The organism is Pseudomonas sp. NFACC10-1, from assembly GCF_900119195.1.
GTDB lineage: Bacteria > Pseudomonadota > Gammaproteobacteria > Pseudomonadales > Pseudomonadaceae > Aquipseudomonas > Aquipseudomonas cerasi.
In genome coordinates, this window is sequence record NZ_FPJB01000001.1 from 73,064 (window position 1) to 96,976 (window position 23,913).

General features: G+C 59.7%; 16 protein-coding genes and 1 riboswitch. Of the genes, 11 read left to right on the plus strand and 5 right to left on the minus strand.

Annotated features, from left to right (window positions below):
• The first annotated feature begins 219 nt into the window (after positions 1-219).
• On the plus strand, positions 220-5,076 hold the full coding sequence (locus BT119_RS00255; RefSeq protein WP_072364420.1) for an NAD-glutamate dehydrogenase: 4,857 nt from the start codon (positions 220-222) through the stop codon (positions 5,074-5,076).
• Positions 5,077-5,160: 84 nt separating this feature from the next.
• Here the strand turns inward: BT119_RS00255 and mntP are convergent, their stop codons facing one another.
• On the minus strand, positions 5,161-5,730 hold the full coding sequence (mntP, locus tag BT119_RS00260) for a manganese efflux pump MntP (protein WP_072364422.1): 570 nt from the start codon (positions 5,728-5,730) through the stop codon (positions 5,161-5,163).
• A 7-nt stretch (positions 5,731-5,737) separates the two neighbouring features.
• A riboswitch (yybP-ykoY riboswitch) is annotated at positions 5,738-5,902 on the minus strand.
• Positions 5,903-6,009: 107 nt separating this feature from the next.
• Entirely contained in the window at positions 6,010-8,610 is a 2,601-nt protein-coding gene (acnB, locus tag BT119_RS00265) for a bifunctional aconitate hydratase 2/2-methylisocitrate dehydratase (protein ID WP_072364424.1), read from the minus strand.
• Between the two features lie 403 nt (positions 8,611-9,013).
• Between acnB and BT119_RS00270 the strand changes: the two genes are divergently transcribed.
• From BT119_RS00270 to BT119_RS00290, 5 genes are all read left to right on the plus strand, one after another.
• A complete protein-coding gene (locus BT119_RS00270) occupies positions 9,014-9,484 on the plus strand; it encodes a DUF1289 domain-containing protein (RefSeq protein ID WP_002554470.1) in 471 nt (156 codons plus the stop codon).
• A gap of 84 nt (positions 9,485-9,568) precedes the next feature.
• Positions 9,569-10,180, plus strand: coding sequence for a MiaE family protein (locus BT119_RS00275; RefSeq protein WP_072364426.1), 612 nt, complete (start codon positions 9,569-9,571; stop codon positions 10,178-10,180).
• Between the two features lie 153 nt (positions 10,181-10,333).
• Positions 10,334-10,822, plus strand: coding sequence for a MarR family winged helix-turn-helix transcriptional regulator (locus BT119_RS00280; RefSeq protein ID WP_003368537.1), 489 nt, complete (start codon positions 10,334-10,336; stop codon positions 10,820-10,822).
• Positions 10,823-10,894: 72 nt separating this feature from the next.
• On the plus strand, positions 10,895-12,103 hold the full coding sequence (locus BT119_RS00285) for an HlyD/EmrA/EmrK family protein (protein WP_003368538.1): 1,209 nt from the start codon (positions 10,895-10,897) through the stop codon (positions 12,101-12,103).
• Positions 12,104-12,145: 42 nt separating this feature from the next.
• Positions 12,146-13,705, plus strand: a complete 1,560-nt coding sequence (locus BT119_RS00290; RefSeq protein ID WP_223272521.1) for a DHA2 family efflux MFS transporter permease subunit — start codon at positions 12,146-12,148, stop codon at positions 13,703-13,705.
• A gap of 262 nt (positions 13,706-13,967) precedes the next feature.
• Here the strand turns inward: BT119_RS00290 and lpxH are convergent, their stop codons facing one another.
• Together lpxH and BT119_RS00305 are read right to left on the minus strand one after the other, a co-directional pair.
• Positions 13,968-14,714 (minus strand): UDP-2,3-diacylglucosamine diphosphatase, encoded by a 747-nt coding sequence (lpxH, locus tag BT119_RS00300; RefSeq protein ID WP_058396639.1) that lies wholly within the window; start codon positions 14,712-14,714, stop codon positions 13,968-13,970.
• The gene (locus BT119_RS00305; protein ID WP_003404493.1) at positions 14,711-15,214 is read right to left on the minus strand and encodes a peptidylprolyl isomerase; all 504 of its coding nucleotides are present in this window, start codon (positions 15,212-15,214) and stop codon (positions 14,711-14,713) included. The genes lpxH and BT119_RS00305 overlap by 4 nt, the downstream gene beginning before the upstream one ends.
• Positions 15,215-15,421: 207 nt before the next feature.
• On the opposite strand from BT119_RS00305, the gene BT119_RS00310 reads away from it, so the two are divergent.
• The gene (locus tag BT119_RS00310; protein ID WP_004414076.1) at positions 15,422-17,116 is read left to right on the plus strand and encodes a glutamine--tRNA ligase/YqeY domain fusion protein; all 1,695 of its coding nucleotides are present in this window, start codon (positions 15,422-15,424) and stop codon (positions 17,114-17,116) included.
• Positions 17,117-17,140: 24 nt separating this feature from the next.
• Positions 17,141-18,523, plus strand: coding sequence for a cysteine--tRNA ligase (gene cysS, locus BT119_RS00315; RefSeq protein WP_060708831.1), 1,383 nt, complete (start codon positions 17,141-17,143; stop codon positions 18,521-18,523).
• Positions 18,524-18,689: 166 nt separating this feature from the next.
• Here the strand turns inward: cysS and BT119_RS00320 are convergent, their stop codons facing one another.
• Positions 18,690-20,543 (minus strand): sigma-54-dependent Fis family transcriptional regulator, encoded by a 1,854-nt coding sequence (locus BT119_RS00320; RefSeq protein ID WP_004414071.1) that lies wholly within the window; start codon positions 20,541-20,543, stop codon positions 18,690-18,692.
• 299 nt (positions 20,544-20,842) lie between these two features.
• Here BT119_RS00320 and BT119_RS00325 point away from each other — a divergent pair, with 299 nt between their 5' ends.
• The 3 genes from BT119_RS00325 to BT119_RS00335 are packed head-to-tail and all read left to right on the plus strand — an operon-like array spanning position 20,843 to position 23,911.
• Entirely contained in the window at positions 20,843-21,937 is a 1,095-nt protein-coding gene (locus tag BT119_RS00325; protein WP_004414069.1) for an ABC transporter ATP-binding protein, read from the plus strand.
• Positions 21,937-23,052 carry an ABC transporter ATP-binding protein gene (locus tag BT119_RS00330; RefSeq protein ID WP_004414067.1) on the plus strand — a complete coding sequence of 372 codons (1,116 nt, stop codon included), beginning with the start codon at positions 21,937-21,939 and terminating at the stop codon, positions 23,050-23,052. Before BT119_RS00325 ends, BT119_RS00330 begins: the two co-directional genes overlap by 1 nt.
• Positions 23,045-23,911: a carbohydrate ABC transporter permease gene (locus BT119_RS00335; protein WP_002552729.1), complete on the plus strand. Its 867-nt coding sequence runs from the start codon at positions 23,045-23,047 to the stop codon at positions 23,909-23,911. The genes BT119_RS00330 and BT119_RS00335 overlap by 8 nt, the downstream gene beginning before the upstream one ends.
• Positions 23,912-23,913: the final 2 nt, after the last annotated feature.

Here is a 23,913-nt window from a genome sequence, read left to right on the forward strand (position 1 = left end):
CTCTCGTTAAGCTGCATGGCGGACAAGTGGTGTACGGTGTCGGGTGCGCGTAGCGTTTTTTCACTCCAATGTACAAATGTGACTACCCTGACACGGCGCGCGTTACTACTTTAGCTTTACACTCGATCAGGTGATGCCCACGCGATTGGATGCAAGGGCACCCCGGTTTCAACACCTTCTTCAAGCCTCCCCAATAAAAGCCAAAGCGGAGTACCACAGATGGCGTTCTTCACCGCAGCCAGCAAGGCCGACTTCCAGCATCAACTGCAAGCGGCACTGGCTCAGCACATCAGCGAACAGGCACTGCCACAAGTGGCGCTGTTCGCCGAGCAATTCTTCGGCATTATTTCCCTCGACGAACTCACCCAGCGGCGGCTTTCCGACCTGGCAGGCTGCACCTTGTCCGCATGGCGCCTGCTGGAGCGTTTCGAACATGCTCACCCGCAGGTCCGGGTCTACAACCCCGATTACGAGCGCCACGGCTGGCAATCGACTCACACTGCCGTTGAAGTGCTGCATCATGACCTGCCGTTTCTGGTCGACTCCGTCCGCACCGAGCTGAACCGCCGCGGCTACAGCATCCACACCCTGCAGACCACCGTGCTGAGCGTGCGTCGCGGCGCTGCTGGCGAATTGCTCGAGCTGCTGCCCAAAGGCACCGCCGGCGACGACGTGCTGCAGGAATCGCTGATGTACCTGGAGATCGACCGCTGCGCCAACGTCAGCGAGTTGAACGTGCTGGCGCGCGAGCTGGAGCAGGTGCTGGGCGAAGTACGCGCTGCCGTCGAAGATTTCGGGCCGATGAAAGCGCGTCTGCACGAGCTGCTGGCCAGTATCGATGCCAACGAGTCCAACACCGACGTCGAGGAAAAAGCCGAGATCAAGGTCTTCCTGCAATGGCTGGTGGACAACCACTTCACCTTCCTGGGCTACGAAGAGTTCGAAGTGCGTAACGACGGCGAAGGCGGCCAGTTGGTCTACGACGAGTCGTCCTTCCTGGGGCTGACCCGACTGCTGCGCCCTGGTCTGACCCGCGAAGAGCTGCACATCGAAGACTACGCGGTGAAATACCTGCAGGAACCGGTGCTGCTGTCGTTTGCCAAGGCGGCGCATCCAAGCCGCGTGCACCGTCCGGCGTACCCGGATTACGTTTCGATCCGGCAGATCGACGCGTCGGGCAAGGTCATCAAGGAATGTCGTTTCATGGGCCTGTACACCTCGTCGGTGTATGGCGAGAGCGTGCGACAGATTCCGTACATCCGTCGCAAGGTCGCCGAGGTCGAGCGTCGCTCCGGTTTCGACGCCAAGGCGCACCTGGGCAAGGAACTGGCGCAGGTGGTCGAAGTGCTGCCACGTGACGACCTGTTCCAGACGCCGGTGGACGAATTGTTCACCACGGTCATGTCGATCGTGCAGATTCAGGAGCGCAACAAGATTCGCGTGTTCCTGCGCAAGGACCCGTACGGGCGTTTCTGCTACTGCCTGGCCTATGTGCCGCGCGACGTGTACTCCACCGAAGTGCGCCAGAAGATCCAGCAGGTCTTGATGGATCGCCTCAAGGCCAGCGATTGCGAGTTCTGGACGTTCTTCTCTGAATCGGTGCTGGCGCGGGTGCAGTTGATTCTGCGCGTAGACCCGAAGATCAATCTGGAGATCGACGTCGCCCAGCTGGAAAACGAAGTCATTCAGGCGTGCCGTTCGTGGAAGGACGACTACGCCAGTCTGGTGGTTGAAAGCTTCGGTGAAGCGCACGGCACCAATGTGCTGGCCGACTTCCCGAAAGGCTTCCCGGCTGGCTACCGCGAGCGTTTTGCGGCGCATTCGGCAGTCGTCGACATGCAGCACGTACTGAGCCTCAGCGAAGCCAATCCGCTGGTGATGAGCTTCTACCAGCCACTGGCCGGTGGCCGCCAGCAATTGCATTGCAAGCTGTATCACGCCGATACACCGCTGGCCCTGTCCGACGTGTTGCCGATTCTGGAAAACCTCGGCCTGCGGGTGCTGGGCGAGTTCCCGTACCGCCTGCATCATGCCAACGGTCGCGAGTTCTGGATTCATGATTTCGCCTTTACTTACGGCGAAGGTCTGAACCTCGATATCCAGCAGCTCAACGACACCCTGCAGGATGCGTTCGTGCACATCGTGCGCGGCGATGCCGAAAACGATGCGTTCAACCGTCTGGTACTCACCGCCGGCCTGCCGTGGCGCGACGTGGCACTGCTGCGTGCCTATGCGCGCTATCTGAAGCAGATTCGTCTGGGCTTTGACCTGGGTTACATCGCCACCACGCTGAACAACCACACCGACATCGCCCGCGAGCTGACGCGTCTGTTCAAGACCCGGTTCTATCTGGCGCGCAAGCTGGGTTCCGACGATCTTGACGACAAGCAGCTGCGTCTGGAACAGGCGATTCTGACTGCGCTGGACGACGTGCAGGTGCTCAACGAAGACCGCATCCTGCGTCGTTATCTGGACCTGATCAAGGCAACCCTGCGGACCAACTTCTATCAGGCCGATGCCAACGGGCAGAGCAAGGGCTACTTCAGCTTCAAGTTCAACCCGCGCCTGATCCCCGAGTTGCCCAAGCCGGTGCCCAAGTTTGAAATCTTCGTTTATTCGCCGCGTGTCGAAGGCGTGCATCTGCGCTTCGGCAACGTGGCGCGTGGCGGCCTGCGCTGGTCGGACCGCGAGGAAGACTTCCGTACCGAAGTGCTGGGCCTGGTAAAAGCCCAGCAGGTGAAGAACTCGGTCATTGTGCCGGTAGGTGCCAAGGGCGGCTTCGTGCCGCGTCGCCTGCCGACCACCGGCAACCGCGACGAAGTGCAGGCCGAGGCAATCGCCTGCTACCGCATCTTCATCTCCGGGCTGCTGGACATCACCGACAACCTCAAGGAAGGCGCGCTGGTGCCGCCGGTCAACGTCGTGCGGCATGACGACGATGACCCGTATCTGGTGGTGGCCGCCGACAAGGGCACGGCGACGTTCTCCGACATCGCCAACGGCATTGCCATCGATTACGGCTTCTGGCTGGGTGACGCCTTCGCTTCCGGTGGTTCTGCCGGTTATGACCACAAGAAGATGGGCATCACCGCCAAGGGTGCCTGGGTGGGCGTACAGCGTCACTTCCGTGAACGTGACATCAATGTGCAGCAGGACAGCATCAGCGTGATCGGTATCGGCGACATGGCCGGTGACGTGTTCGGCAACGGCCTGCTGATGTCTGACAAGCTGCAACTGGTCGCAGCGTTCAACCACCTGCACATCTTCATCGATCCGAATCCGGACCCGGCCAGCAGCTTTGCAGAGCGTCAGCGCCTGTTCAATCTGCCGCGCTCGTCCTGGACCGACTACGACACCAGCATCATGTCCGCTGGCGGCGGGATCTTCCCGCGCAGCCTGAAGAGTATCGCCATCACCGAACAGATGAAGGCGCGCTTCGATATCAAGGCCGACAAGCTGACCCCGACCGAACTGCTGCATGCGCTGCTCAAGGCGCCGGTCGATCTGTTGTGGAACGGCGGTATCGGCACGTACGTGAAGTCCAGCGAAGAATCGCATGCCGATGTGGGCGACAAGGCCAACGATGCGCTGCGCGTCGACGGCAACGAGCTGCGCTGCAAGGTGGTGGGCGAGGGCGGCAACCTGGGCATGACCCAGCTGGGCCGTGTCGAGTTCGGCCTCAATGGCGGCGCGACCAACACCGACTTCATCGACAACGCGGGCGGTGTGGACTGCTCCGACCACGAAGTGAACATCAAGATCCTGCTCAACGAAGTGGTGCAGGCCGGTGACATGACCGAGAAGCAACGCAATCAGTTGCTCGAAAGCATGACCGATGAAGTAGGCCACCTGGTGCTGGGCAACAACTACAAGCAGACCCAGGCGTTGTCGCTGGCAGCCCGTCGCGCTTACGAGCGGATTGCCGAATACAAGCGTCTGATGAGTGACCTGGAGGCGCGTGGCAAGCTTGATCGTGCCATCGAATTCCTGCCTGCCGAAGAGCAGATTGCCGAGCGGATTGCAGCCAAGCAGGGCTTGAGTCGTGCCGAGCTGTCGGTGTTGATCTCGTACAGCAAGATCGACCTCAAGGAAGCGTTGCTGGAATCCCGTGTGCCGGATGACGACTATCTGGCGCGTGATATGGAAACCGCGTTCCCGCCTTCGCTGGGCGCCAGGTTTTCCACAGCCATGCGCGGCCATCGTCTGAAGCGCGAGATCGTCAGCACGCAGATCGCCAACGATCTGGTCAACCACATGGGCATCACCTTCGTGCAGCGGCTCAAAGAGTCGACCGGCATGAGCGCGGCTGCGGTGGCCGGTGCCTACGTGATCGTGCGTGACATCTTCCACCTGCCGCACTGGTTCCGTCAGATCGAGGCGCTGGACTACAAGGTTTCGGCGGAAATCCAGCTGGCGCTGATGGATGAGCTGATGCGTCTGGGGCGTCGTGCCACGCGCTGGTTCCTGCGCAGTCGTCGCAATGAACTGGACGCTGGCCGTGACGTGGCGCACTTCGGTCCGCACCTTGCTGCACTGGGCCTCAAGCTTGACGAGCTGCTGGAAGGGCCTACCCGCGAGATGTGGCAGACCCGTTATCAGGCGTATGTCGAAGCCGGTGTGCCGGAACTGCTGGCGCGCATGGTCGCCGGTACGACACATCTGTACACGCTGTTGCCGATCATCGAAGCCTCCGATGTGACCGGGCAGAACGCTGCCGATGTCGCCAAGGCGTACTTTGCCGTTGGCAGCGCGCTGGACATCACCTGGTACTTGCAACAGATCAGCAGCCTGCCGGTGGAAAACAACTGGCAGGCGCTGGCGCGTGAAGCGTTCCGTGACGATGTCGACTGGCAACAGCGGGCAATCACCGTGTCTGTTCTGCAGATGGCCGACGGTCCTTCGGAAATCGACGCGCGTCTGGCCCTGTGGCTGGAACAGCATGCTCTGATGGTCGAGCGCTGGCGTGCCATGCTGGTCGAACTGCGTGCGGCAAGCGGCACGGATTACGCGATGTACGCGGTTGCCAACCGCGAGCTGCTGGACCTGGCCATGAGCGGGCAGGGCCTCACCGTGTAATCGGGCTGTAAAAGCTGTACCCATAAAAAACCCGCATCGAAAGATGCGGGTTTTTTTGTCTGCTCGACGCGTTCTGTAAGTCGATTACAACGCCGACAGATGCTCGTAAAGAATCGTTGCACCGACCACGATCAGCACGATACCGCCAACGATTTCAGCGCGTTTGCCGACCATGGTGCCCACTACCCGGCCCAGCATCACGCCGATGGTGACCATGACGGTAGTCGCCAGGCCGATGGCCAGGGCGGCAACCACGATATTGACGTCGACAAATGCCAGGCCTACGCCGACTGCCAGTGCATCGATACTGGTGGCGAATGCGGTGACGGCAAGAATCCAGAAAGAATGCTGCCCCGGCTTTTCCTGCTCTTCGTCATCGTCTTGCTTGATACCGTTGTAGATCATGTGCAGGCCGAGCACCAGCAGCAGAGTGAAAGCGATCCAATGGTCCCAGCTCTCGGCGAAGCGCGCAGCCACCTGGCCGATACCCCAGCCTATGACTGGCGTGATGGTTTCGATGGCGCCGAATATGAGGCCCGTGCGCAATGCTTCGAGAAAGCGCGGTTTATGCAGGCTTGCTCCTTTACCAAGGGCCGCAGCAAAGGCGTCCGTGGACATGGCAAGCGCGAGAAAGAGGAGGGAAATCGGATTCACGGTTATATCCAGTCGGGCTATGAGTCAACGACGCAACCACACGCCCGACTTTAGGCATGGATGCATCGTTGGTCTCGCCAACCAGAAGGTGTTCGCACCACGGCATGCTGCCGAGAATGTTGATGCGAACGCTCTGTGACCGGAGTCAAGAGCAGGCTACTCCCCAACAAGGGCCGCCACTATAGCCATGTGAATGTGAAAAATATATGTACGTGTTCGATTGAGGGCAAAAAAAACCCCATCGCGAGGATGGGGTTCTTATGGTGCCTGCTTTCGTGCTTACACTTGAACGGCCGGGATGTTGGCGTTCGCAGCGGCTTCACGGAACTCGGCGATCTGATCGAAGCTCAGGTAGCGGTACACGTCCGCTGCCATGGTATCGATCTGGTTGGCGTAGCTCATGTACTCTTCGACCGTCGGCAGACGACCCAGAATAGACGCAACGGACGCCAGCTCGGCCGAGGCCAGATAGACGTTCGCGCCGTCACCCAGACGGTTCGGGAAGTTACGGGTCGACGTCGACACTACGGTCGAGTTCGGTTCCACGCGTGCCTGGTTACCCATGCACAGCGAGCAGCCCGGCATTTCCATGCGCGCGCCAGCCTTGCCGTAGATGCCGTAGTAGCCTTCTTCGGTCAGCTGGTGAGCATCCATCTTGGTCGGCGGCGAGAGCCACAGACGCGTCGGCAGCTGGCCCTTGACCTGATCCAGCAACTTGCCCGCAGCGCGGAAGTGGCCGATGTTGGTCATGCAGGAGCCGATGAACACTTCGTCGATCTTCTCGCCCTGTACCGAAGACAGCAGGCGGGCATCGTCCGGGTCGTTCGGCGCGCAGAGCACAGGCTCCTTGACGTCGGCCAGATCGATTTCGATGATTTCGGCGTACTCGGCGTCCTTGTCGGCTTCCAGCAGCTCCGGGTTGGCAACCCAGGCTTCCATCGCCTGAGCACGACGCTCCAGAGTGCGCGGATCACCGTAGCCCTGTTCGATCATCCAGCGCAGCAGGGTGATGTTCGAATTCAGGTATTCGATGATCGGTTCTTTGGCCAGCTTGATGGTGCAACCGGCAGCCGAACGCTCGGCAGAGGCGTCGGACAGCTCGAAAGCCTGCTCGATGCTCAGGTTGTCGAGGCCTTCGATCTCCAGGATGCGACCGGAGAATGCGTTCTTCTTGCCTTTCTTCTCTACGGTCAGCAGGCCAGCCTGAATTGCGTAGTAAGGAATGGCGTGAACCAGGTCGCGCAGGGTGATGCCAGGTTGCATCTTGCCCTTGAAGCGAACCAGGATCGATTCAGGCATGTCCAGCGGCATGACGCCCGTTGCAGCGGCGAACGCCACCAGGCCGGAGCCGGCCGGGAAGGAGATACCGATCGGGAAGCGGGTGTGCGAGTCGCCACCGGTACCGACGGTGTCCGGCAGCAGCATGCGGTTCAGCCAGCTGTGGATGATGCCGTCGCCCGGACGCAGGGAAACGCCGCCGCGGGTCATGATGAAGTCAGGCAGCGTGTGGTGCGTCTTGACGTCGATAGGCTTCGGATAGGCTGCGGTGTGGCAGAACGACTGCATGACCAGGTCGGTCGAGAAGCCCAGGCACGCCAGGTCTTTCAGTTCGTCGCGAGTCATCGGGCCAGTGGTGTCCTGGGAGCCGACGGTGGTCATCTTCGGTTCGCAGTAGGTGCCCGGACGAACGCCCGCTACGCCGCATGCCTTGCCGACCATCTTCTGCGCCAGGGTGTAACCCTTGGTGCTTTCAGCTGGCTGGTCAGGGGTCTTGAACAGGTCGAACTCCGGCAGGCCCAGTTCGGCGCGCGCCTTGCTGGTCAGGCCGCGGCCGATGATCAGCGGAATACGGCCGCCAGCGCGGACTTCGTCGAGCAGCACCGGGGTCTTCATTTCGAAGGTGGTGATGACTTCGTCGCTGTCGTGCTTGCAGACCTTGCCAGCGTAGGGGTAGACGTCGATCACGTCACCCATGTTGATGTTCGAGACATCGAATTCGATTGGCAAAGCGCCAGCATCTTCCATGGTGTTGTAGAAGATCGGAGCAATTTTGCTGCCGAAGCAGAAACCGCCGGCACGCTTGTTCGGGACGTAAGGGACGTCGTCGCCGAAGAACCAGAGTACCGAGTTGGTTGCCGATTTACGCGAGGAACCGGTACCGACCACGTCACCGACGTAGGCAATCGGGAAGCCCTGACCGCGCATTTCTTCGATCTGCTTCATCGGGCCGATAGAGCCCTGGACGTCAGGGACGATCCCGTCACGGGCCATTTTCAGCATGGCCAGTGCGTGCAGCGGGATGTCTGGACGCGACCAGGCATCAGGGGCAGGGGACAGGTCATCGGTGTTGGTTTCGCCGGTGACCTTGAAGACGCGCAGGCTGATCTTGTCGGCCAGCGTCGGACGCTTCTTGAACCACTCGCCGTCGGCCCAGGACTGCAGGACAGCCTTGGCGTGGGCATTGCCGTTCTTGGCTTTTTCGGCCACGTCGTGGAAGGCGTCGAACATCAGCAGGGTGTGCTTGAGTTGTTCGGCAGCGACTGGCGCGAGGGTGGCGTCGTCGAGCAGTTCAACCAGGGTGACGATGTTGTAGCCACCTTGCATGGTGCCGAGCAGTTCGGTAGCGCGTTTTTTGTCGATCAGGGGAGAAGTGGCTTCGCCCTTGGCCAGGGCAGACAGGAAACCGGCCTTGACGTAGGCAGCTTCGTCAACGCCTGGCGGAACGCGATTGGTGATCAGGTCGACAAGGAAAGCTTCTTCGCCAGCCGGGGGATTCTTCAGCAGCTCGACCAGGCCTGCAGTTTGTTCGGCGTTAAGCGGCTGGGGCACGATGCCCTGGGCGGCACGCTCTTCGATATGTTTACGGTAGGCTTCAAGCACAGTATTAACCCTCATCAGTGGTCCCAAATGGGTGTCCGGGACGCTCATCCAGAAATCGCCCGTACCCACGCAAGGCTTATTGAGCCTTGTTGGCAGGGTAGCGGTGATTCCTAACAGAAGCTGTTTTCAAAGTTTTACGCCTGCAGGGCGGGGGGGAGTGGCGGTCGACACGGCCATTCGTGATGAGGGAATGGCCTGTCGACGCCGCACTGCGGGATTAACTTGACTGTGCTCGTGACGCTTTGAAAACAGCTTCCAACGGACATTGGCGCCTTAAAAGGCTCGCTGATTCTACGCCAAAACTTTGCCGAAGGTAAGTTAGCCCCTACATCTTCGGGGGTGAACTTGCTTAGACAAAGGGCTAACATGAGCCCCTGTTTCGCCTTCCCCAGTCCTGCCTGACATGCCCGATTACATTATCAAAACCCCCTGCGTCGGCCTTTGCTCCACTGTTTACGGGGATCTGGTGTGCCGTGGCTGCAAGCGCTTCCACCACGAGGTCATCCACTGGAACGGCTATAACGAGGATGAAAAAAGAGCGGTCTGGCTGCGTCTGGAGCAACTGCTGGTCCAGGTGATGACTGCCAAGCTCGAAGTCTTCGATGCCGACAAGCTGCGTGCGCAGCTGACCCAGCGCAAGATCCGCTTTGTGCCACACCAGTCCGAATACTGCTGGGCTTACCAGTTGATCGCCCGTGGCGCACGGGTCATCAGCCAGGTCGAGGCCTACGGTTTCGTGTTGTTGCCGGAGTTTCGCGACTGGACGCTGCCGGAACTGCGCGATGCCATCGACCGCGAGTTTTTCCTGCTCTCCGAGGCGCACTATCAGCGCTATATCGCGCCGGGCTTTCTGCGCGACGCATTCGGCGCCTGACAAAACCGGCATGCTTTTGTGTCGCGAGGTACCGTGGCTCCTCGTATAATGCGCGGCCGTGCCTCTCCGTCATTCTGTGAGCCTATGTACCCGATCCCTGAAATCGAAGCCTTTCTGCTTTGCCGCACCCCCGACAGCTGGGTCCAGGCCGCGCTGCGCAATCTGGACATCCTGCTGATCGACCATGCGAACAACGAGAAGAAGGCCGCCGGGGCTGCGTTCCAGTTCATGTTTCAGTACAACGACAAGTTTGACCTGTTGAGCAAGATGTCGCGTCTGGCCCGGGAAGAGCTGCGCCACTTCGAGCAAGTCATCAGCATTATCAGAAAGCGCCAGATCCCCACGGCCAACATCAGCTCGGCCCGTTATGCCGGAGCGCTGCGCAAGCTGGTGCGCAATCACAACCCCTACCGGCTGACCGATGCGCTGATCGTCGGTGCCATCGTCGAGGCTCGTTCCTGTGAGCGATTCGCCGCGCTGGTGCCGCATCTTGACGAAGAGCTGGCCAAATTCTATGGCGGTCTGCTGAAGTCCGAAGCGCGGCACTTTCAGGACTACCTCAAGCTGGCTTACAGCTATGGCGACAAGGCTGATGTCGATGCCAAGATCGAGGAGATCCGTCTGGCCGAGCGTGAGCTGATCGAAAGCCCTGACGAAGAGTTCCGCTTTCACAGTGGCGTCCCTGTCGCCGCCTGATTCCTCTCGCACGTCTGCCCCCCAAAACGACCGCCTTGCCAGCGGTCGTTTTTTTATGGGGATTTAGTAAGCACGCTAATAAATGCTTTGACAACGGCTGCCTAGGCAGTAATATTTTGCAATCACTGCCTAGGCAGCTATCTGGGTCAATCCGTGAAACATTTCAGCCCCGACAATTTCGAATCCAGCCTCATCGGGCTGCTGGTCGGTCGTACCAATGCGCTCAAAGACCGCATGCTCGACAAGTACCTGCTGCCCTATGACGTGACGTTCGCGCAGTTCAAGGTGCTGATCATCATTGCCCAGTTTTCTACCGATACCCCCGTGGAATTGTGTCGGCACCTGTCACTGGACAGCGGTTCGATGACCCGCATGCTCGATCGTCTGGAACAGAAAGGGCTGGTGGTGCGCAAGCGCTCCGCGACCGATCGTCGTCAGGTGCGTCTGGCGCTGACCGAGCAGGGACAGGCGCTTTCCGATCTGTTGCCGCAGATTGGCGCCGACGCGATGAATGACACGTTCGCCGCGCTCGACAGTGAAGAGGTCGAGAGCCTGAAAAGAATTCTCACCAAGGTGCTGGTGGCTGCCGATGACCACATCACCCTGACTCGTTTGAGCTTCAACCCCAAAGCTAAAAGCTGAGCAGCCGACGTGTTGGCAGGCGTGAGCCTGATCGCCGTCGTTCCGTCGCTTCGCTGATTAAAGGTAACTGCCATGGCCACTGCTGCCGCTGAAAACACATCTGCCCAGGCTCCTCAACAGGAGCCGAAGTCTGGCAAGCGCAAGTTCCTGCTGATCGGGCTTGCCATTGTCGTGGTGATCCTCGCACTGGGCATCTGGGCCTGGTACGAGATCTACGGCCAATGGAGCGAAGAGACCGACGACGCCTATGTCAATGGCAACGTGGTCGAAATCACCCCGCTGGTCACCGGAACCGTCATCAGTATTGGTGCCGACGATGGTGATCTGGTGCACGAAGGGCAGGTCCTGCTCAAGTTTGACCCGAGCGATGCCGAAGTCTCGCTGCAGAGCGCCGAGGCCAATCTGGGCAAGGTTGTGCGCCAGGTGCGCGGCCTTTACAGCAACGTCGATGGCATGAAAGCGCAACTGGCCGCGCAGCGTGCTGCGGTGCAGACCGCTCAGGACAACTATAACCGTCGTCGCAGCCTCGCAGCCGGCGGGGCGATTTCCCAGGAAGAGTTGTCGCACGCAAGAGACAGCCTGACCAGCGCGCAGAGCGCCCTGAACAATATTCAGCAGCAACTCAGCACCAGCGTGGCGTTGGTCGATGACACCGTGGTGTCCTCGCACCCGGACGTCAAGGCTGCGGCCGCACAGCTGCGTCAGGCCTACCTGGCCAATGCACGTTCGACGCTGGTGGCACCGGTCACCGGCTACGTCGCCAAGCGCACCGTGCAACTGGGGCAACGCATTCAGCCGGGCACTGCAACCATGGCGGTCATTCCGCTGGATCAGTTGTGGATCGATGCCAACTTCAAGGAAACCCAACTGGGCAAGATGCGCATCGGTCAGCCAGTGGAGATCAGCTCCGACCTGTATGGCAGTGATGTGAAGTACAGCGGCACCATCGACAGCCTGGGGGCCGGTACCGGCAGTGCCTTTGCGTTGTTGCCTGCGCAGAATGCCACTGGCAACTGGATCAAGATTGTCCAGCGTGTGCCGGTGCGGGTGCACATCAACCCTGAAGAACTGGCGAAGTACCCGTTGCGTATCGGCCTGTCGACCACGGTTGAAGTCAATCTGCATGACCAGAGCGGTCCGGTCCTGGCGCAACAGCCGCGCAAACAGGCGGCCTTCAGCACTCAGGTGTACACCGAGCAACTGGCTGACGCCGACGCGCTGATCGCCCGCCTGATTCACGAGAACAGTGCGCCCGGTGGCAAGACTGCCGTTCAGCGCTGAACCGCCAATCCGTGAGCCCCGGCCTGCTGGCCGGGGTGTCGCATTCGTCTTCAGGGATTCGCGATGAGCAACAACGCCCCCGCTTCTTTTACCCCGCCAAGCCTGTTGCTGTGCACCATCGGTCTGTCGCTGGCGACCTTCATGCAGGTGCTCGATACCACGATTGCCAACGTGGCGCTGCCGACCATCGCCGGCAATCTGGGTGTCAGCTCGGAGCAGAGCACCTGGGTGATCACCTCGTTTGCGGTCAGCAACGCGATTGCCTTGCCGCTGACCGGCTGGCTCAGTCGCCGCTTCGGTGAGGTCAAGCTGTTCCTGTGGGCCACCATTCTGTTCGTGATGGCTTCGTTTCTGTGCGGTATTTCCCAGTCCATGCCGGAACTGGTGGGCTTTCGCGCGCTGCAGGGCATGGTCGCCGGTCCGCTGTATCCGATGAGTCAGACCCTGCTGATTGCGGTGTACCCACCCGCCAAAAGAGGCATGGCCCTGGCATTGCTGGCGATGGTGACGGTGGTGGCGCCCATTGCCGGTCCGATCCTCGGTGGCTGGATCACCGACAGCTATAGCTGGCCCTGGATCTTCTTCATCAACATTCCCATCGGCCTGTTCGCCGTGCTGGTGGTGCGTACCCAGATGGCCAAAAGGCCGGTCACGACTGCTCGTCAGCCGTTGGACTATATTGGCCTGATAGCGCTGATCGTCGGTGTGGGCGCGCTGCAGATAGTGCTCGACAAGGGTAATGATCTGGATTGGTTCGAGTCGAACTTCATCATCTTTGGCTCGCTGATTTCGCTGGTCGCGTTGACCTTCTTCGTGATCTGGGAAATGACCGACAAGCATCCGATCGTCAACCTGCGCCTGTTTGCCTACCGCAATTTCCGCATCGGCACACTGGTCATGATCGGCGGCTATTCCGGCTTCTTCGGCATCAACCTGATATTGCCGCAGTGGTTGCAGACCCAGATGGGCTACACCGCCACCTGGGCTGGGCTGGCCGTCGCGCCGATTGGCATCCTGCCGGTACTGATGTCGCCCTTTGTCGGCAAGTACGCGCACAAATTCGATCTGCGTCTATTGGCCGGGCTGGCATTCCTGGCGATGGGGTTGAGTTGCTTCATGCGTGCAGGCTTCAACACCGACGTGGATTTCGAGCATGTGGCGATGGTGCAGTTGTTCATGGGCATTGGCGTGGCACTGTTCTTCATGCCGACTCTGAGTATTCTGCTGTCTGACCTGCCGCCCAATCAGATCGCCGATGGTTCAGGGCTGGCAACCTTTCTGCGCACCTTGGGCGGCAGCTTCGCAGCCTCGCTCACCACTTGGATCTGGATTCGCCGCGCCAACCAGCATCATGCCTACCTGAGTGAAAACATCAGCACCTTCGACCCAGCCACCCGCCACGCCCTTGACAGCCTGGGCGGCGCCAGCCCGCAGGCCTACGCGCAACTGGAGCAGACCCTCAACGCCCAGGCCTACATGATGTCCACCGTGGATTACTTCTACCTGCTGGGCTGGATATTCGCAGGACTGATCCTGCTCGTCTGGCTGGCCAAACCTCCATTCGCCGCCAAGGCCGGGCCTGCGGCAGGGGGCGGGCACTAGTTTCTTATGCGCCTATCTGAACCGTGCCTTTGGCCAAACTGCTCTAAAGTGCTTTTTCAATCGCGATGGCACAGACGACGCAGAGTGCGACGTTAGTGACAGTGCAAAGGAACCCGACGAAGTCGGGCCGGAAACAGGAGCGGGGACTTTGCTCACTTTGGTCCCTCAAATTGAGTCGCCGAAGGGCTAAAAGGTGACCTGAGCCGAACGGCAATCCGCCTGAAGGCGCAGAGCCGCTGTGCTCTCAGCCGTTACCGCGCAATCAATTCAACAGCGCAGTCGTTTCAGGCACAAAGTCGAACGGGTTCAGGCTGAAACCCTGATCATCCACCTGCAACACCCAGCCCTGACGATCCCAGTCACCCAGCACAATGCGCCTGGCCGCCTGATCGCCAATCTGCAACTTATGAATCGCCGGACGATGAGTGTGACCGTGGACCAGCGTACGCACGCCGAACTGCTGCATGATCCGCGGCACCTCGTCCGGCGTCACATCGACAATATCGTTGGCCTTCATACGGGTTTGCGCACGGCTCTCATTACGCAACTTGCGCGCCAGCTTATGGCGGGTGCCCAGCGGCAAATGGCGCAGAATGAAAAGCGTCAGCGGATGGCGCAGATAGCGACGCATCCGGATATAACCTTCATCGCGGGTGCACAGACTGTCGCCGTGCATCAGCAGCACCGGCTCACCGTTCAACTGCACGACGCTCGGGTCACTCAGCAGTGTGCAGCCTGCTGCCTTGCAGAAACCCTTGCCGAGCATGAAATCACGGTTGCCGTGCATCAGAAAAATTCGTGTGCCGCTGTCGCTCAACTCGCGCAGGGCCTTGCAGATCGAAAGCTGGAACGGCGACATCGCGTCGTCACCGATCCAGACTTCAAAAAAATCCCCGAGGATATACAGCGACTCGGCGTCGCGAGCGCGTCCTGCGAGCAGATCCAGAAACGCCCGGGTAATGTCCGGGCGCTCCTGTTCAAGGTGCAGATCGGAGATCAGCAGTATCACTCAACGATCTCGGCTTTCTCGATGATCACGTCTTCTACCGGGACGTCCTGATGGCCGGCCTTGCTGGAAGTTGCCACGCCTTTGATCTTGTCGACGACATCAGTGCCTTCGATCACTTCACCGAATACAGCGTAACCCCAGCCTTGAACGGTCTTGGCGCTGTGGTTCAGGAAGGCGTTGTCAGCGACGTTGATGAAGAACTGCGCAGAGGCCGAATGCGGCTCCATGGTGCGGGCCATGGCGACGCTGTACTTCTTGTTCGGCAGACCGTTGTCGGCTTCGTTCTGGATGCTCGGGCGCTTGTCTTTCTTTTCTTTCATGCCAGGCTCGAAACCGCCGCCCTGAACCATGAAGTTGCCGATCACACGGTGGAAAACCGTGTTTTCGTAATGACCGGCTTTAACGTATTCGATGAAGTTGGCAACGGTCAGCGGCGCCTTTTCTTCGTTCAGTTGCAGCACGATGTCGCCGTGGTTGGTAGTCAGCTTTACATTAGGCATTTGGGAAGTCGCTCTCTAGTCATGCATGAATGGGCAGATTATGACCCTGACGCGCAGTTTACAGACGAGGTTACATTTTTCAGCGCTTTTGCAGCTTTTATGCCTTCAAATACGCAGTCTGTTGTCAGGGACTTGACAGCTTCGGCTATGATAAGCGCTTTGATTTAGTCGGCCTACCCTGGCCGCGCACGTATGTCCAAGGATCCTATGAGCAAGCCCACTCCAGAACCCGCTGCCCATTCAAAGGCAGGTCCAGCCGTACCGACCAATTTCCTGCGTCCTATCGTGCAGGCAGACCTGGACTCGGGCAAGCACAGCAAAATCGTGACCCGCTTTCCGCCGGAGCCCAACGGCTACCTGCACATCGGTCACGCCAAGTCGATCTGCGTGAACTTCGGTCTGGCCAAGGAGTTCGGTGGCGATACGCACCTGCGTTTCGATGACACCAACCCGGCCAAGGAAGACCAGGAATACATCGACGCCATCATGAGTGACGTCAAGTGGCTGGGCTTCGAATGGGCGGGCGAAGTGCGCTACGCCTCGCAGTATTTCGACCAGTTGCACGACTGGGCAGTCGAGCTGATCAAGGCGGGCAAGGCTTACGTTGACGATCTGACCCCCGAACAGGCGCGCGAATATCGCGGCACCCTGACCGAGCCGGGCAAGAACAGTCCGTTCCGCGAACGCGGCGTCGAGGAAAACCTCGACCTGTTCGCGCGCATGAAAGCCGGCGAGTTCGAGGATGGCGCTCGTGTACTGCGCGCCAAAATCGACATGGCCTCGCCGAACATGAACCTGCGTGACCCGATCATCTACCGCATTCGTCATGCGCATCACCATCAGACCGGCGACAAGTGGTGCATCTACCCGATCTATGACTTCACCCACGGTCAGTCGGATGCCCTCGAAGGCATCACCCACTCGATCTGCACCCTGGAGTTCGAAAGCCATCGTCCGCTGTACGACTGGTTCCTCGACAACCTGCCGGTGCCGTGCAAGCCGCGCCAGTATGAGTTCTCGCGCCTGAACCTGAACTACACCATCACCAGCAAGCGCAAGCTCAAGCAACTGGTTGACGAGAAACACGTCAGTGGCTGGGATGACCCGCGCATGTCGACGCTGTCGGGCTTCCGTCGTCGTGGCTACACGCCGAAATCGATTCGCAATTTCTGCGAAATGATCGGCACCAACCGCTCTGACGGCGTGGTCGATTTCGGCATGCTCGAATTCAGCATCCGCGACGACCTGGACCACAGCGCGCCGCGCGCCATGTGCGTGCTGCGCCCGCTGAAAGTGGTCATCACCAACTACCCGGAAGGTCAGGTCGAGAAGCTGGAACTGCCGCGCCACCCGAAAGAGGACCTGGGCATGCGCGAGCTGCCGTTCTCGCGGGAGCTGTACATCGACCGCGACGATTACATGGAAGAGCCGCCAAAGGGCTACAAGCGTCTTGAGCCCAATGGCGAAGTGCGTTTGCGTGGCAGCTATGTGATCCGCGCCGATGAAGCGATCAAGGATGCCGACGGCAACATCGTCGAGCTGCGTTGCTCCTACGATCCGGACACCCTGGGCAAGAATCCTGAAGGCCGCAAGGTCAAGGGCGTCGTGCACTGGGTGCCGGCAGCCGAGAGCGTAGAGTGCGAAGTGCGTCTGTACGATCGTCTGTTCCGTTCGCCAAACCCTGAAAAAGCCGAAGAGGGCGCAAGCTTTCTGGACAATATCAACCCGGACTCCCTGCAAGTACTGACCGGTTGTCGCGCCGAGCCCTCGTTGGGCCAAGCGCAGCCGGAAGACCGTTTCCAGTTCGAACGCGAAGGTTATTTCTGCGCGGACATCAAGGACTCCAAACCTGGTCGACCTGTCTTCAACCGCACCGTGACGTTGCGGGATTCCTGGACCTGATGCTGTACGTTTGAGGGGGAGCACGTGCTTTCTATCTACAACACGCTCACCAAGAGCAAAGAAGTTTTCAAGCCGCTGGATGGCAACAAGGTGCGCATGTACGTCTGCGGGATGACCGTGTACGACTACTGCCACCTGGGCCATGGCCGCAGCATGGTTGCGTTCGATCTGGTGACGCGCTGGCTGCGCTTCAGCGGTTATGAACTGACCTATGTGCGCAACATCACCGATATCGACGACAAGATCATCAACCGGGCGCGGGAAAACGGTGAGTCGTTCGATGCACTGACCGCGCGCATGATCGGTGCCATGCACGAGGACGAGGCGCGCCTCAACATCCTCAAGCCAGACATGGAACCGCGTGCCACCGATCATATCCCCGGCATGCACGCCATGATCCAGACCCTGATCGACAAGGGCTATGCCTATGCGCCGGGTAACGGCGACGTGTATTACCGGGTCGGCAAGTTTCAGGGTTACGGCAAGCTGTCGCGCAAGAAGATCGAAGACCTGCGCATCGGCGCGCGCATCGAAGTGGACGAGTCCAAGGAGGATCCGCTGGACTTCGTGCTCTGGAAAGGTGTCAAGCCGGGCGAGCCGAGCTGGGAATCGCCCTGGGGTGCAGGACGTCCCGGCTGGCATATCGAGTGCTCGGTGATGTCGACCTGCTGCCTGGGCGAGACCTTCGATATTCATGGCGGCGGCAGCGACCTCGAGTTTCCGCACCATGAAAACGAAATCGCCCAGAGCGAAGCGGCCACCGGCAAGACCTACGCCAATGCCTGGTTACACTGCGGCATGATTCGCATCAATGGCGAGAAGATGTCCAAGTCCTTGAACAACTTCTTCACCATCCGCGACGTGCTGGAGAAATACCACCCGGAAGTGGTGCGTTACCTGCTGGTGTCGAGCCACTACCGCAGCGTGATCAACTATTCCGAAGACAGCCTGCGTGAGTCGAAGGCGGCACTTGAACGTTTCTATCACGCGCTCAAGGGCCTGCCGCTCGCCGAGCCTGCGGGTGGCGAGGCGTTCGTCGAGCGTTTCAGCGCGGCGATGAACGATGACTTCGGTACGCCTGAAGCCTGCGCGGTGCTGTTCGAGATGGTTCGCGAGATCAATCGTCTGCGTGAGTCCGATGTCGCAGCGGCGGCGGGTCTGGCGGCGCGCTTGAAGCAACTGGCCAGCGTGCTGGGTGTACTGCAACTCGAAGCCGACGACTTTTTGCGCGCTGGCGCGGAAGGGCGGGTTAATGCGGCTGAAGTGGAGGCGCTGATTCAGGCGCGTCTGGCTGCGCGTGCCGCGAAAGACTGGGCCGAGTCCGACCGTATCCGCGACCAGATCACCGCCATGGGTGTGCTTCTGGAAGACGGCAAGGGCGGCACCACCTGGCGTCTGGCGGACTGATCAAGTAAGGCGGCTGGGTGACGCGAAGCGTCATGAAGTGCATTCCCACGCGGAGCATGGGAACGATAATGACCCGGAAGACTATCGTGCCCACGCTCAGCGTGGGCATGCTGTTCTGGACGCTCCGCGTCCTGTCCTCGATGCTCGGCCTGCCGAGCGTCGAACACTAAACGATCCGCTGTTCCCGCAACCGCTTGTACAGTGTATTGCGGCTGACGCCCAGGCGTTTGGCCAGCTGTGAAATATTCCCGCCTGCCGCTTGAAACAATTGGCCGAGGTCTTCGGTCGCATGAAGGCGCGTGGCCGACTCCTGAGTTCTGACCGGGATAGGGCATTCCTCATTCACCTGTGCATCGAGCAGAAAGTCCTCGGGCAGATGGTCAGTGCCGATCGGCTGTTCGTCGGCCAGTGCCAGCGCCACCTGAATCACACTGTTGAGCTGGCGCAGATTACCAGGCCAAGGGTGATGCTCGAATAACTCAAGTACCTCTCTGGAAAAGCCTGCACGCTGATGGGCATCACGGTGCCGCTCCCAGATTCGCTGGATAAGCGCATGCTTGTCAGTCCGCTCGCGCAGGGGAGGAAGTTCGATGCTCAGGCCGCTGATCCGGTAATAAAGATCCTGGCGGAAAAGCCCCGCCTGGACCTGATCGCGCAGGCTTCGGTTGGTGGCTGAAATCAGGCGTATGTCGACCGGATACAACTCGCTGCTGCCCAGTGGCTGAACGCAGCGCTCTTGAAGCACGCGCAGCAGCCGCGCCTGTACCGGCATCGGCATGTCGCCCACCTCGTCGAGAAACAGCGTGCCTTTGTCGGCCTTGCGGATCAGGCCGATGCTGCCCTTCTGATTGGCCCCGGTGAAGGCGCCTCTTTCATAGCCAAACAGCTCGGCCTCGACCAGTTCGGCCGGGATCGCTGCGCAGTTGACGGCGATCAGAGGCTGGCCGGCGCGCGCACTGGCCTGATGCAGGGCTTTGACAAACACTTCCTTGCCGACCCCGGTTTCCCCGTGGATCAGCAGCGGAATGTCCTTTTCCAGCAGCCGCTGCGCCTGACGCACGGCTTTTTCGATTTTTGCATCACCCAGGCTGATCGCCTCCAGGTCAAGACTCTGCGGCGCCACGGGTGCCTGAACTGGCTGTACGCTGTGCAGCTTGAGCGGCTTGCGGGTCGGCCGCTTGAGCAGGCACTGAAAGCGATTGTTGCCAAATGCATGCAATGCAAACGGACGCGCTTCGGTCTCGCTGAGCAATTGCAGGATCGGACATTTGAACAGCGTCTCGATGCTGGCGCCGGCCGGAGTCTTCCCCAGCAGGGCGTCGGCACGCCGATTGGCGCACAGGATCTGGCCGCTTTCGTCAAAAATCAGCAGGCCAGCCCATTGGCTATCGAGGTTGTTCAGACCGGTATTGAAGATCAGCTGGAAGTGGGAATCGCGGAACTGGTCGAGGATCAGGCGGTTTTCCACCGACTGGCTCATCATTTTGACCATGCCCAGCGTGTGCGAGGGTGGCAGGAAGCTGTCACTGGACACATCCAGCACGGCAATGATGCGCCTGTCGGCGTCGAAGATCGGTGAGGCCGAACCGGTCATGAAGCGATTGGCCTTGAGGAAATGCTCGTCCGGTTCGATATGGATGGCCTGTTCGCAGGCCAGCGCCGTGCCGATGGCGTTGGTGCCCGTGCCGCGTTCGCTCCAGCTGGCACCGGGCATGAAGCCCTGAGCCTGGGACGATTCGACGAAGCGTTGCGCACCCCAGGACTTGAGCAACTGACCTTGAGGGTCGGCCAGAAGAATCAGGCAGCTGGAGTTGCTGAGAATGTTTTCGTAGACCGGCAGCACCTCCTGATGGGTGGTCTGTACCAGTCCGCGATGGCGCTCCAGCAGCCTGGAAACCTCCGCCCCCGGCAGTTGGCCGAATGAGGGGCGCGTCTGATGACTGAGGCCGAAGTCCCGGCAGCGGGTCCATGAATCCTGAATGATGATGTCGTGAGCAAGCGAAGCGCTGGTTTGAGACATGAGGATGCCTGCGAATATGACGTATTGTTTTTGTTTTTAGGTCCCGTCGGCGTGACCATCCTTGCCCGCAACGTCCGTCCAGTGTCGTTCAGTTTTGTTCAAAGTCAATGTTCATTTTGTTCAAGTGTTCAGTATTTTCTGTTCATTATTGTTCAGCTGTGAAAGGTGTTTCGTCCCCTGAATACGGGCGAACGCTCTGTTTCGGGCCTCACCGGCGATCCGCCTGAGCTGGCACGAATGTCGCTATCTGCAAACAGTCACGCATTCACCCTTAAGAAAAAAACAACAAAGGGCACGCCATGTCACTCACGCTGGAGCATGTCAGTCGCGCCGTCGATGGTCAGGTCTGGATCGACGACGCCTCCCTGAGCTTTGAGCCGGGATCATTCAACGTTCTGCTGGGGCGCACCCTGTCCGGCAAAACCAGCCTGATGCGCTTGATGGCCGGGCTGGACAAGCCGGACAGCGGGCGAGTGCTGATGAACGGGGTCGATGTCACCCATCGTCCGGTTCGTCTGCGCAACGTCTCGATGGTTTATCAGCAGTTCATCAATTACCCGAGCATGACGGTGTTCGAAAACATCGCATCGCCGCTGCGTCAGGCCGGTCTGTCCAAAGATGTGATCCACAGCCGGGTGCAGGAAACCGCGAAGATGTTGCGCATCGAAAAATTCCTGCAACGCCATCCCCTCGAACTGTCCGGTGGGCAGCAGCAGCGCACCGCGATGGCCAGAGCGCTGGTCAAGGACGCCGAGCTGATCCTCTTCGATGAACCGCTGGTCAACCTCGATTACAAGCTGCGCGAAGAGCTGCGCCAGGAAATGCGTGAGCTGTTCGCCGCTCGCCATACCATCGCCATCTACGCCACTACCGAGCCCAATGAAGCGCTGGCGCTGGGCGGCACCACCACCATCCTGCATGAAGGGCGGGTGGTGCAGAGCGGCAAGACCCCTGAGGTCTATCATCGACCCGCGACTGTGCTGGCCGCCGAGCTGTTCTCCGAACCGCCGATCAACCTCATGCCGGGCCGTATAGACGGCAATGAAGTCAGCTTCGCCAACTTCGTGCATTTCCCGCTCAACGTCGACCTGCGGGCTGTCGGCGACGGCGAATATCGTTTCGGCGTGCGCCCCAGCCATTTGAGCCTGGTGCCGTCCAACGATGACGATCTGGAACTGGCGGTCACCGTCGAGCTGGCGGAAATCAGTGGTTCGGAAACCTTCCTGCATGTGCGCAACGAGCTGTTCTCGCTGGTCCTGCATCTGCCAGGCGTGCATGCCTACGACGTCGATGCGGCGATTCGGGTGTACATCCCGACCCACAAACTGTTTGTATTCGATCAGCAGGGCGGCCTGATTCAGGCGCCGGGCCTGCGTATGGCGAGGGTTGCCTGATGGCCGAGATCCGCTTGCAGAACCTTGCGCACAGCTACAGTGCCAAGCCCGGTCCTGACGACTATGCAATTCGCGAGATGAGCCACGTCTGGGAGCAGGGTGGTGCTTACGCGCTGCTCGGGCCTTCCGGGTGTGGCAAGTCAACCCTGCTCAACATCATTTCCGGTCTGCTCAGTCCGTCGCAGGGCCAGGTGCTGTTCGACTCGAAAGTAGTCAATGAGCTGCCCCCGGAGCGTCGCAACATCGCTCAGGTTTTCCAGTTTCCAGTGATCTACGACACCATGACGGTGTTCGATAATCTGGCCTTTCCGTTGCGCAATCAGGGCCTGGACGAGGCGCGGATTCTCATCAAGGTCAACGAAATTGCCGATGTCCTGGACCTGCAGCCGCTGCTGAAAAAGAAAGCGCGCAACCTCAGCGCGGACGAAAAGCAGAAAGTCTCCATGGGTCGCGGGCTGGTGCGCGATGACGTGTCGGCGATCCTCTTCGACGAACCGTTGACTGTGATCGACCCACACCTGAAGTGGAAGCTGCGGCGCAAGCTCAAGCAGATCCACGAGCAGTTCAATATCACCATGGTCTACGTCACTCACGATCAACTGGAGGCGTCGACTTTCGCCGACAAGATCGCCGTGATGTATGGCGGTCAGATCGTCCAGTTCGGCACGCCGCGGGAGCTGTTCGAGAAGCCGTCGCACACCTTTGTCGGCTATTTCATCGGCAGCCCGGGGATGAATCTGATTGACGTTACGCCGCAGCCGGGCGGCGTCGGTTTTGCGGATATTCACCTGCCGCTGCCTGAGTCGTTGCAGCAACGGCTCGCCAATACACCGTGGAAAAGTCTGAAAGCAGGCATTCGTCCCGAGTTCGTTCATGTCTGGGACGGACCTTACGACGATGCGATGTGTGCCGACGTGACCTATGTGGAAGACCTCGGCACCTACAAGATCATCACCCTGAAACTGGGTGGGCAACTGCTGAAGGTGCGGCTGCAGGAAGACAAACCGGTGCCGCAAGGCCAGGCCTGGATCAGCTTTCCGGGGCAATGGCTGATGCTCTATGCAGATGATTACCTGATCGAAGCCGGCCCTGCCAGTGAGGTGTCCCATGCGTAAGGTTCAGAACAACAAGGCCTGGTGGCTGGTGATGCCGGTGTTTCTGCTGGTGGCATTCAGCGCGATTATCCCGATGATGACTGTGGTCAACTATTCAGTGCAGGACATCTTCGACCAGTCCAGCCGCTATTTCGTAGGCACTGACTGGTTCCGGCAGGTCCTGCAGGACCCGCGTCTGCATGACTCGCTGCTGCGTCAGTTCATTTATTCGGGCTGTGTACTGCTGATCGAGATCCCGCTGGGTATCGCGATTGCCCTGACCATGCCGACCAAAGGGCGCTGGTCGTCGTTGTGCCTGATCGTGATGACCATTCCACTGCTGATCCCGTGGAACGTGGTCGGCACGATCTGGCAGATCTTTGGCCGTGGTGATATCGGTTTGCTGGGGTACACGCTGAACAACGTGCTGGGCATCAACTACAACTACGCCGCCAATGCCTCGGATGCCTGGGTGACGGTGCTGGTCATCGATGTCTGGCACTGGACCTCGCTGGTGGCCTTGCTTTGCTATTCAGGGTTGCGGGCAATTCCGGATGTGTATTACCAGGCGGCACGCATCGATCGTGCGTCAGGCTGGGCGATCTTCCGGCACATCCAGTTGCCGAAGATGAAAAGCGTGCTGCTGATCGCGGTGATGTTGCGCTTCATGGACAGCTTCATGATCTACACCGAGCCGTTCGTGCTGACCGGTGGCGGACCGGGCAACTCCACCACATTCCTCAGTCAGACCCTGACCACCATGGCGCTCGGGCAGTTCGACCTGGGGCCTGCGGCCGCGTTCTCGCTGGTGTATTTCCTGATCATTCTGTTGGTGTCATGGGTGTTCTACACCGCCATGACTCACAGCGAAAAGAATTGAGG

What these genes read in the sequence shown, in the direction of transcription:
- BT119_RS00255 (WP_072364420.1), top strand. Translation starts at nt 220, where the DNA reads ATGGCGTTCTTCACCGCAGCCAGCAAGGCCGACTTCCAGCATCAACTG.
- BT119_RS00270 (WP_002554470.1), top strand. Translation starts at nt 9,014, where the DNA reads ATGCCCGATTACATTATCAAAACCCCCTGCGTCGGCCTTTGCTCCACT.
- BT119_RS00275 (WP_072364426.1), top strand. Translation starts at nt 9,569, where the DNA reads ATGTACCCGATCCCTGAAATCGAAGCCTTTCTGCTTTGCCGCACCCCC.
- BT119_RS00285 (WP_003368538.1), top strand. Translation starts at nt 10,895, where the DNA reads ATGGCCACTGCTGCCGCTGAAAACACATCTGCCCAGGCTCCTCAACAG.
- BT119_RS00305 (WP_003404493.1), bottom strand. Translation starts at nt 15,214, where the DNA reads ATGCCTAATGTAAAGCTGACTACCAACCACGGCGACATCGTGCTGCAA.
- BT119_RS00310 (WP_004414076.1), top strand. Translation starts at nt 15,422, where the DNA reads ATGAGCAAGCCCACTCCAGAACCCGCTGCCCATTCAAAGGCAGGTCCA.
- BT119_RS00320 (WP_004414071.1), bottom strand. Translation starts at nt 20,543, where the DNA reads ATGTCTCAAACCAGCGCTTCGCTTGCTCACGACATCATCATTCAGGAT.
- BT119_RS00325 (WP_004414069.1), top strand. Translation starts at nt 20,843, where the DNA reads ATGTCACTCACGCTGGAGCATGTCAGTCGCGCCGTCGATGGTCAGGTC.
- BT119_RS00330 (WP_004414067.1), top strand. Translation starts at nt 21,937, where the DNA reads ATGGCCGAGATCCGCTTGCAGAACCTTGCGCACAGCTACAGTGCCAAG.
- BT119_RS00335 (WP_002552729.1), top strand. Translation starts at nt 23,045, where the DNA reads ATGCGTAAGGTTCAGAACAACAAGGCCTGGTGGCTGGTGATGCCGGTG.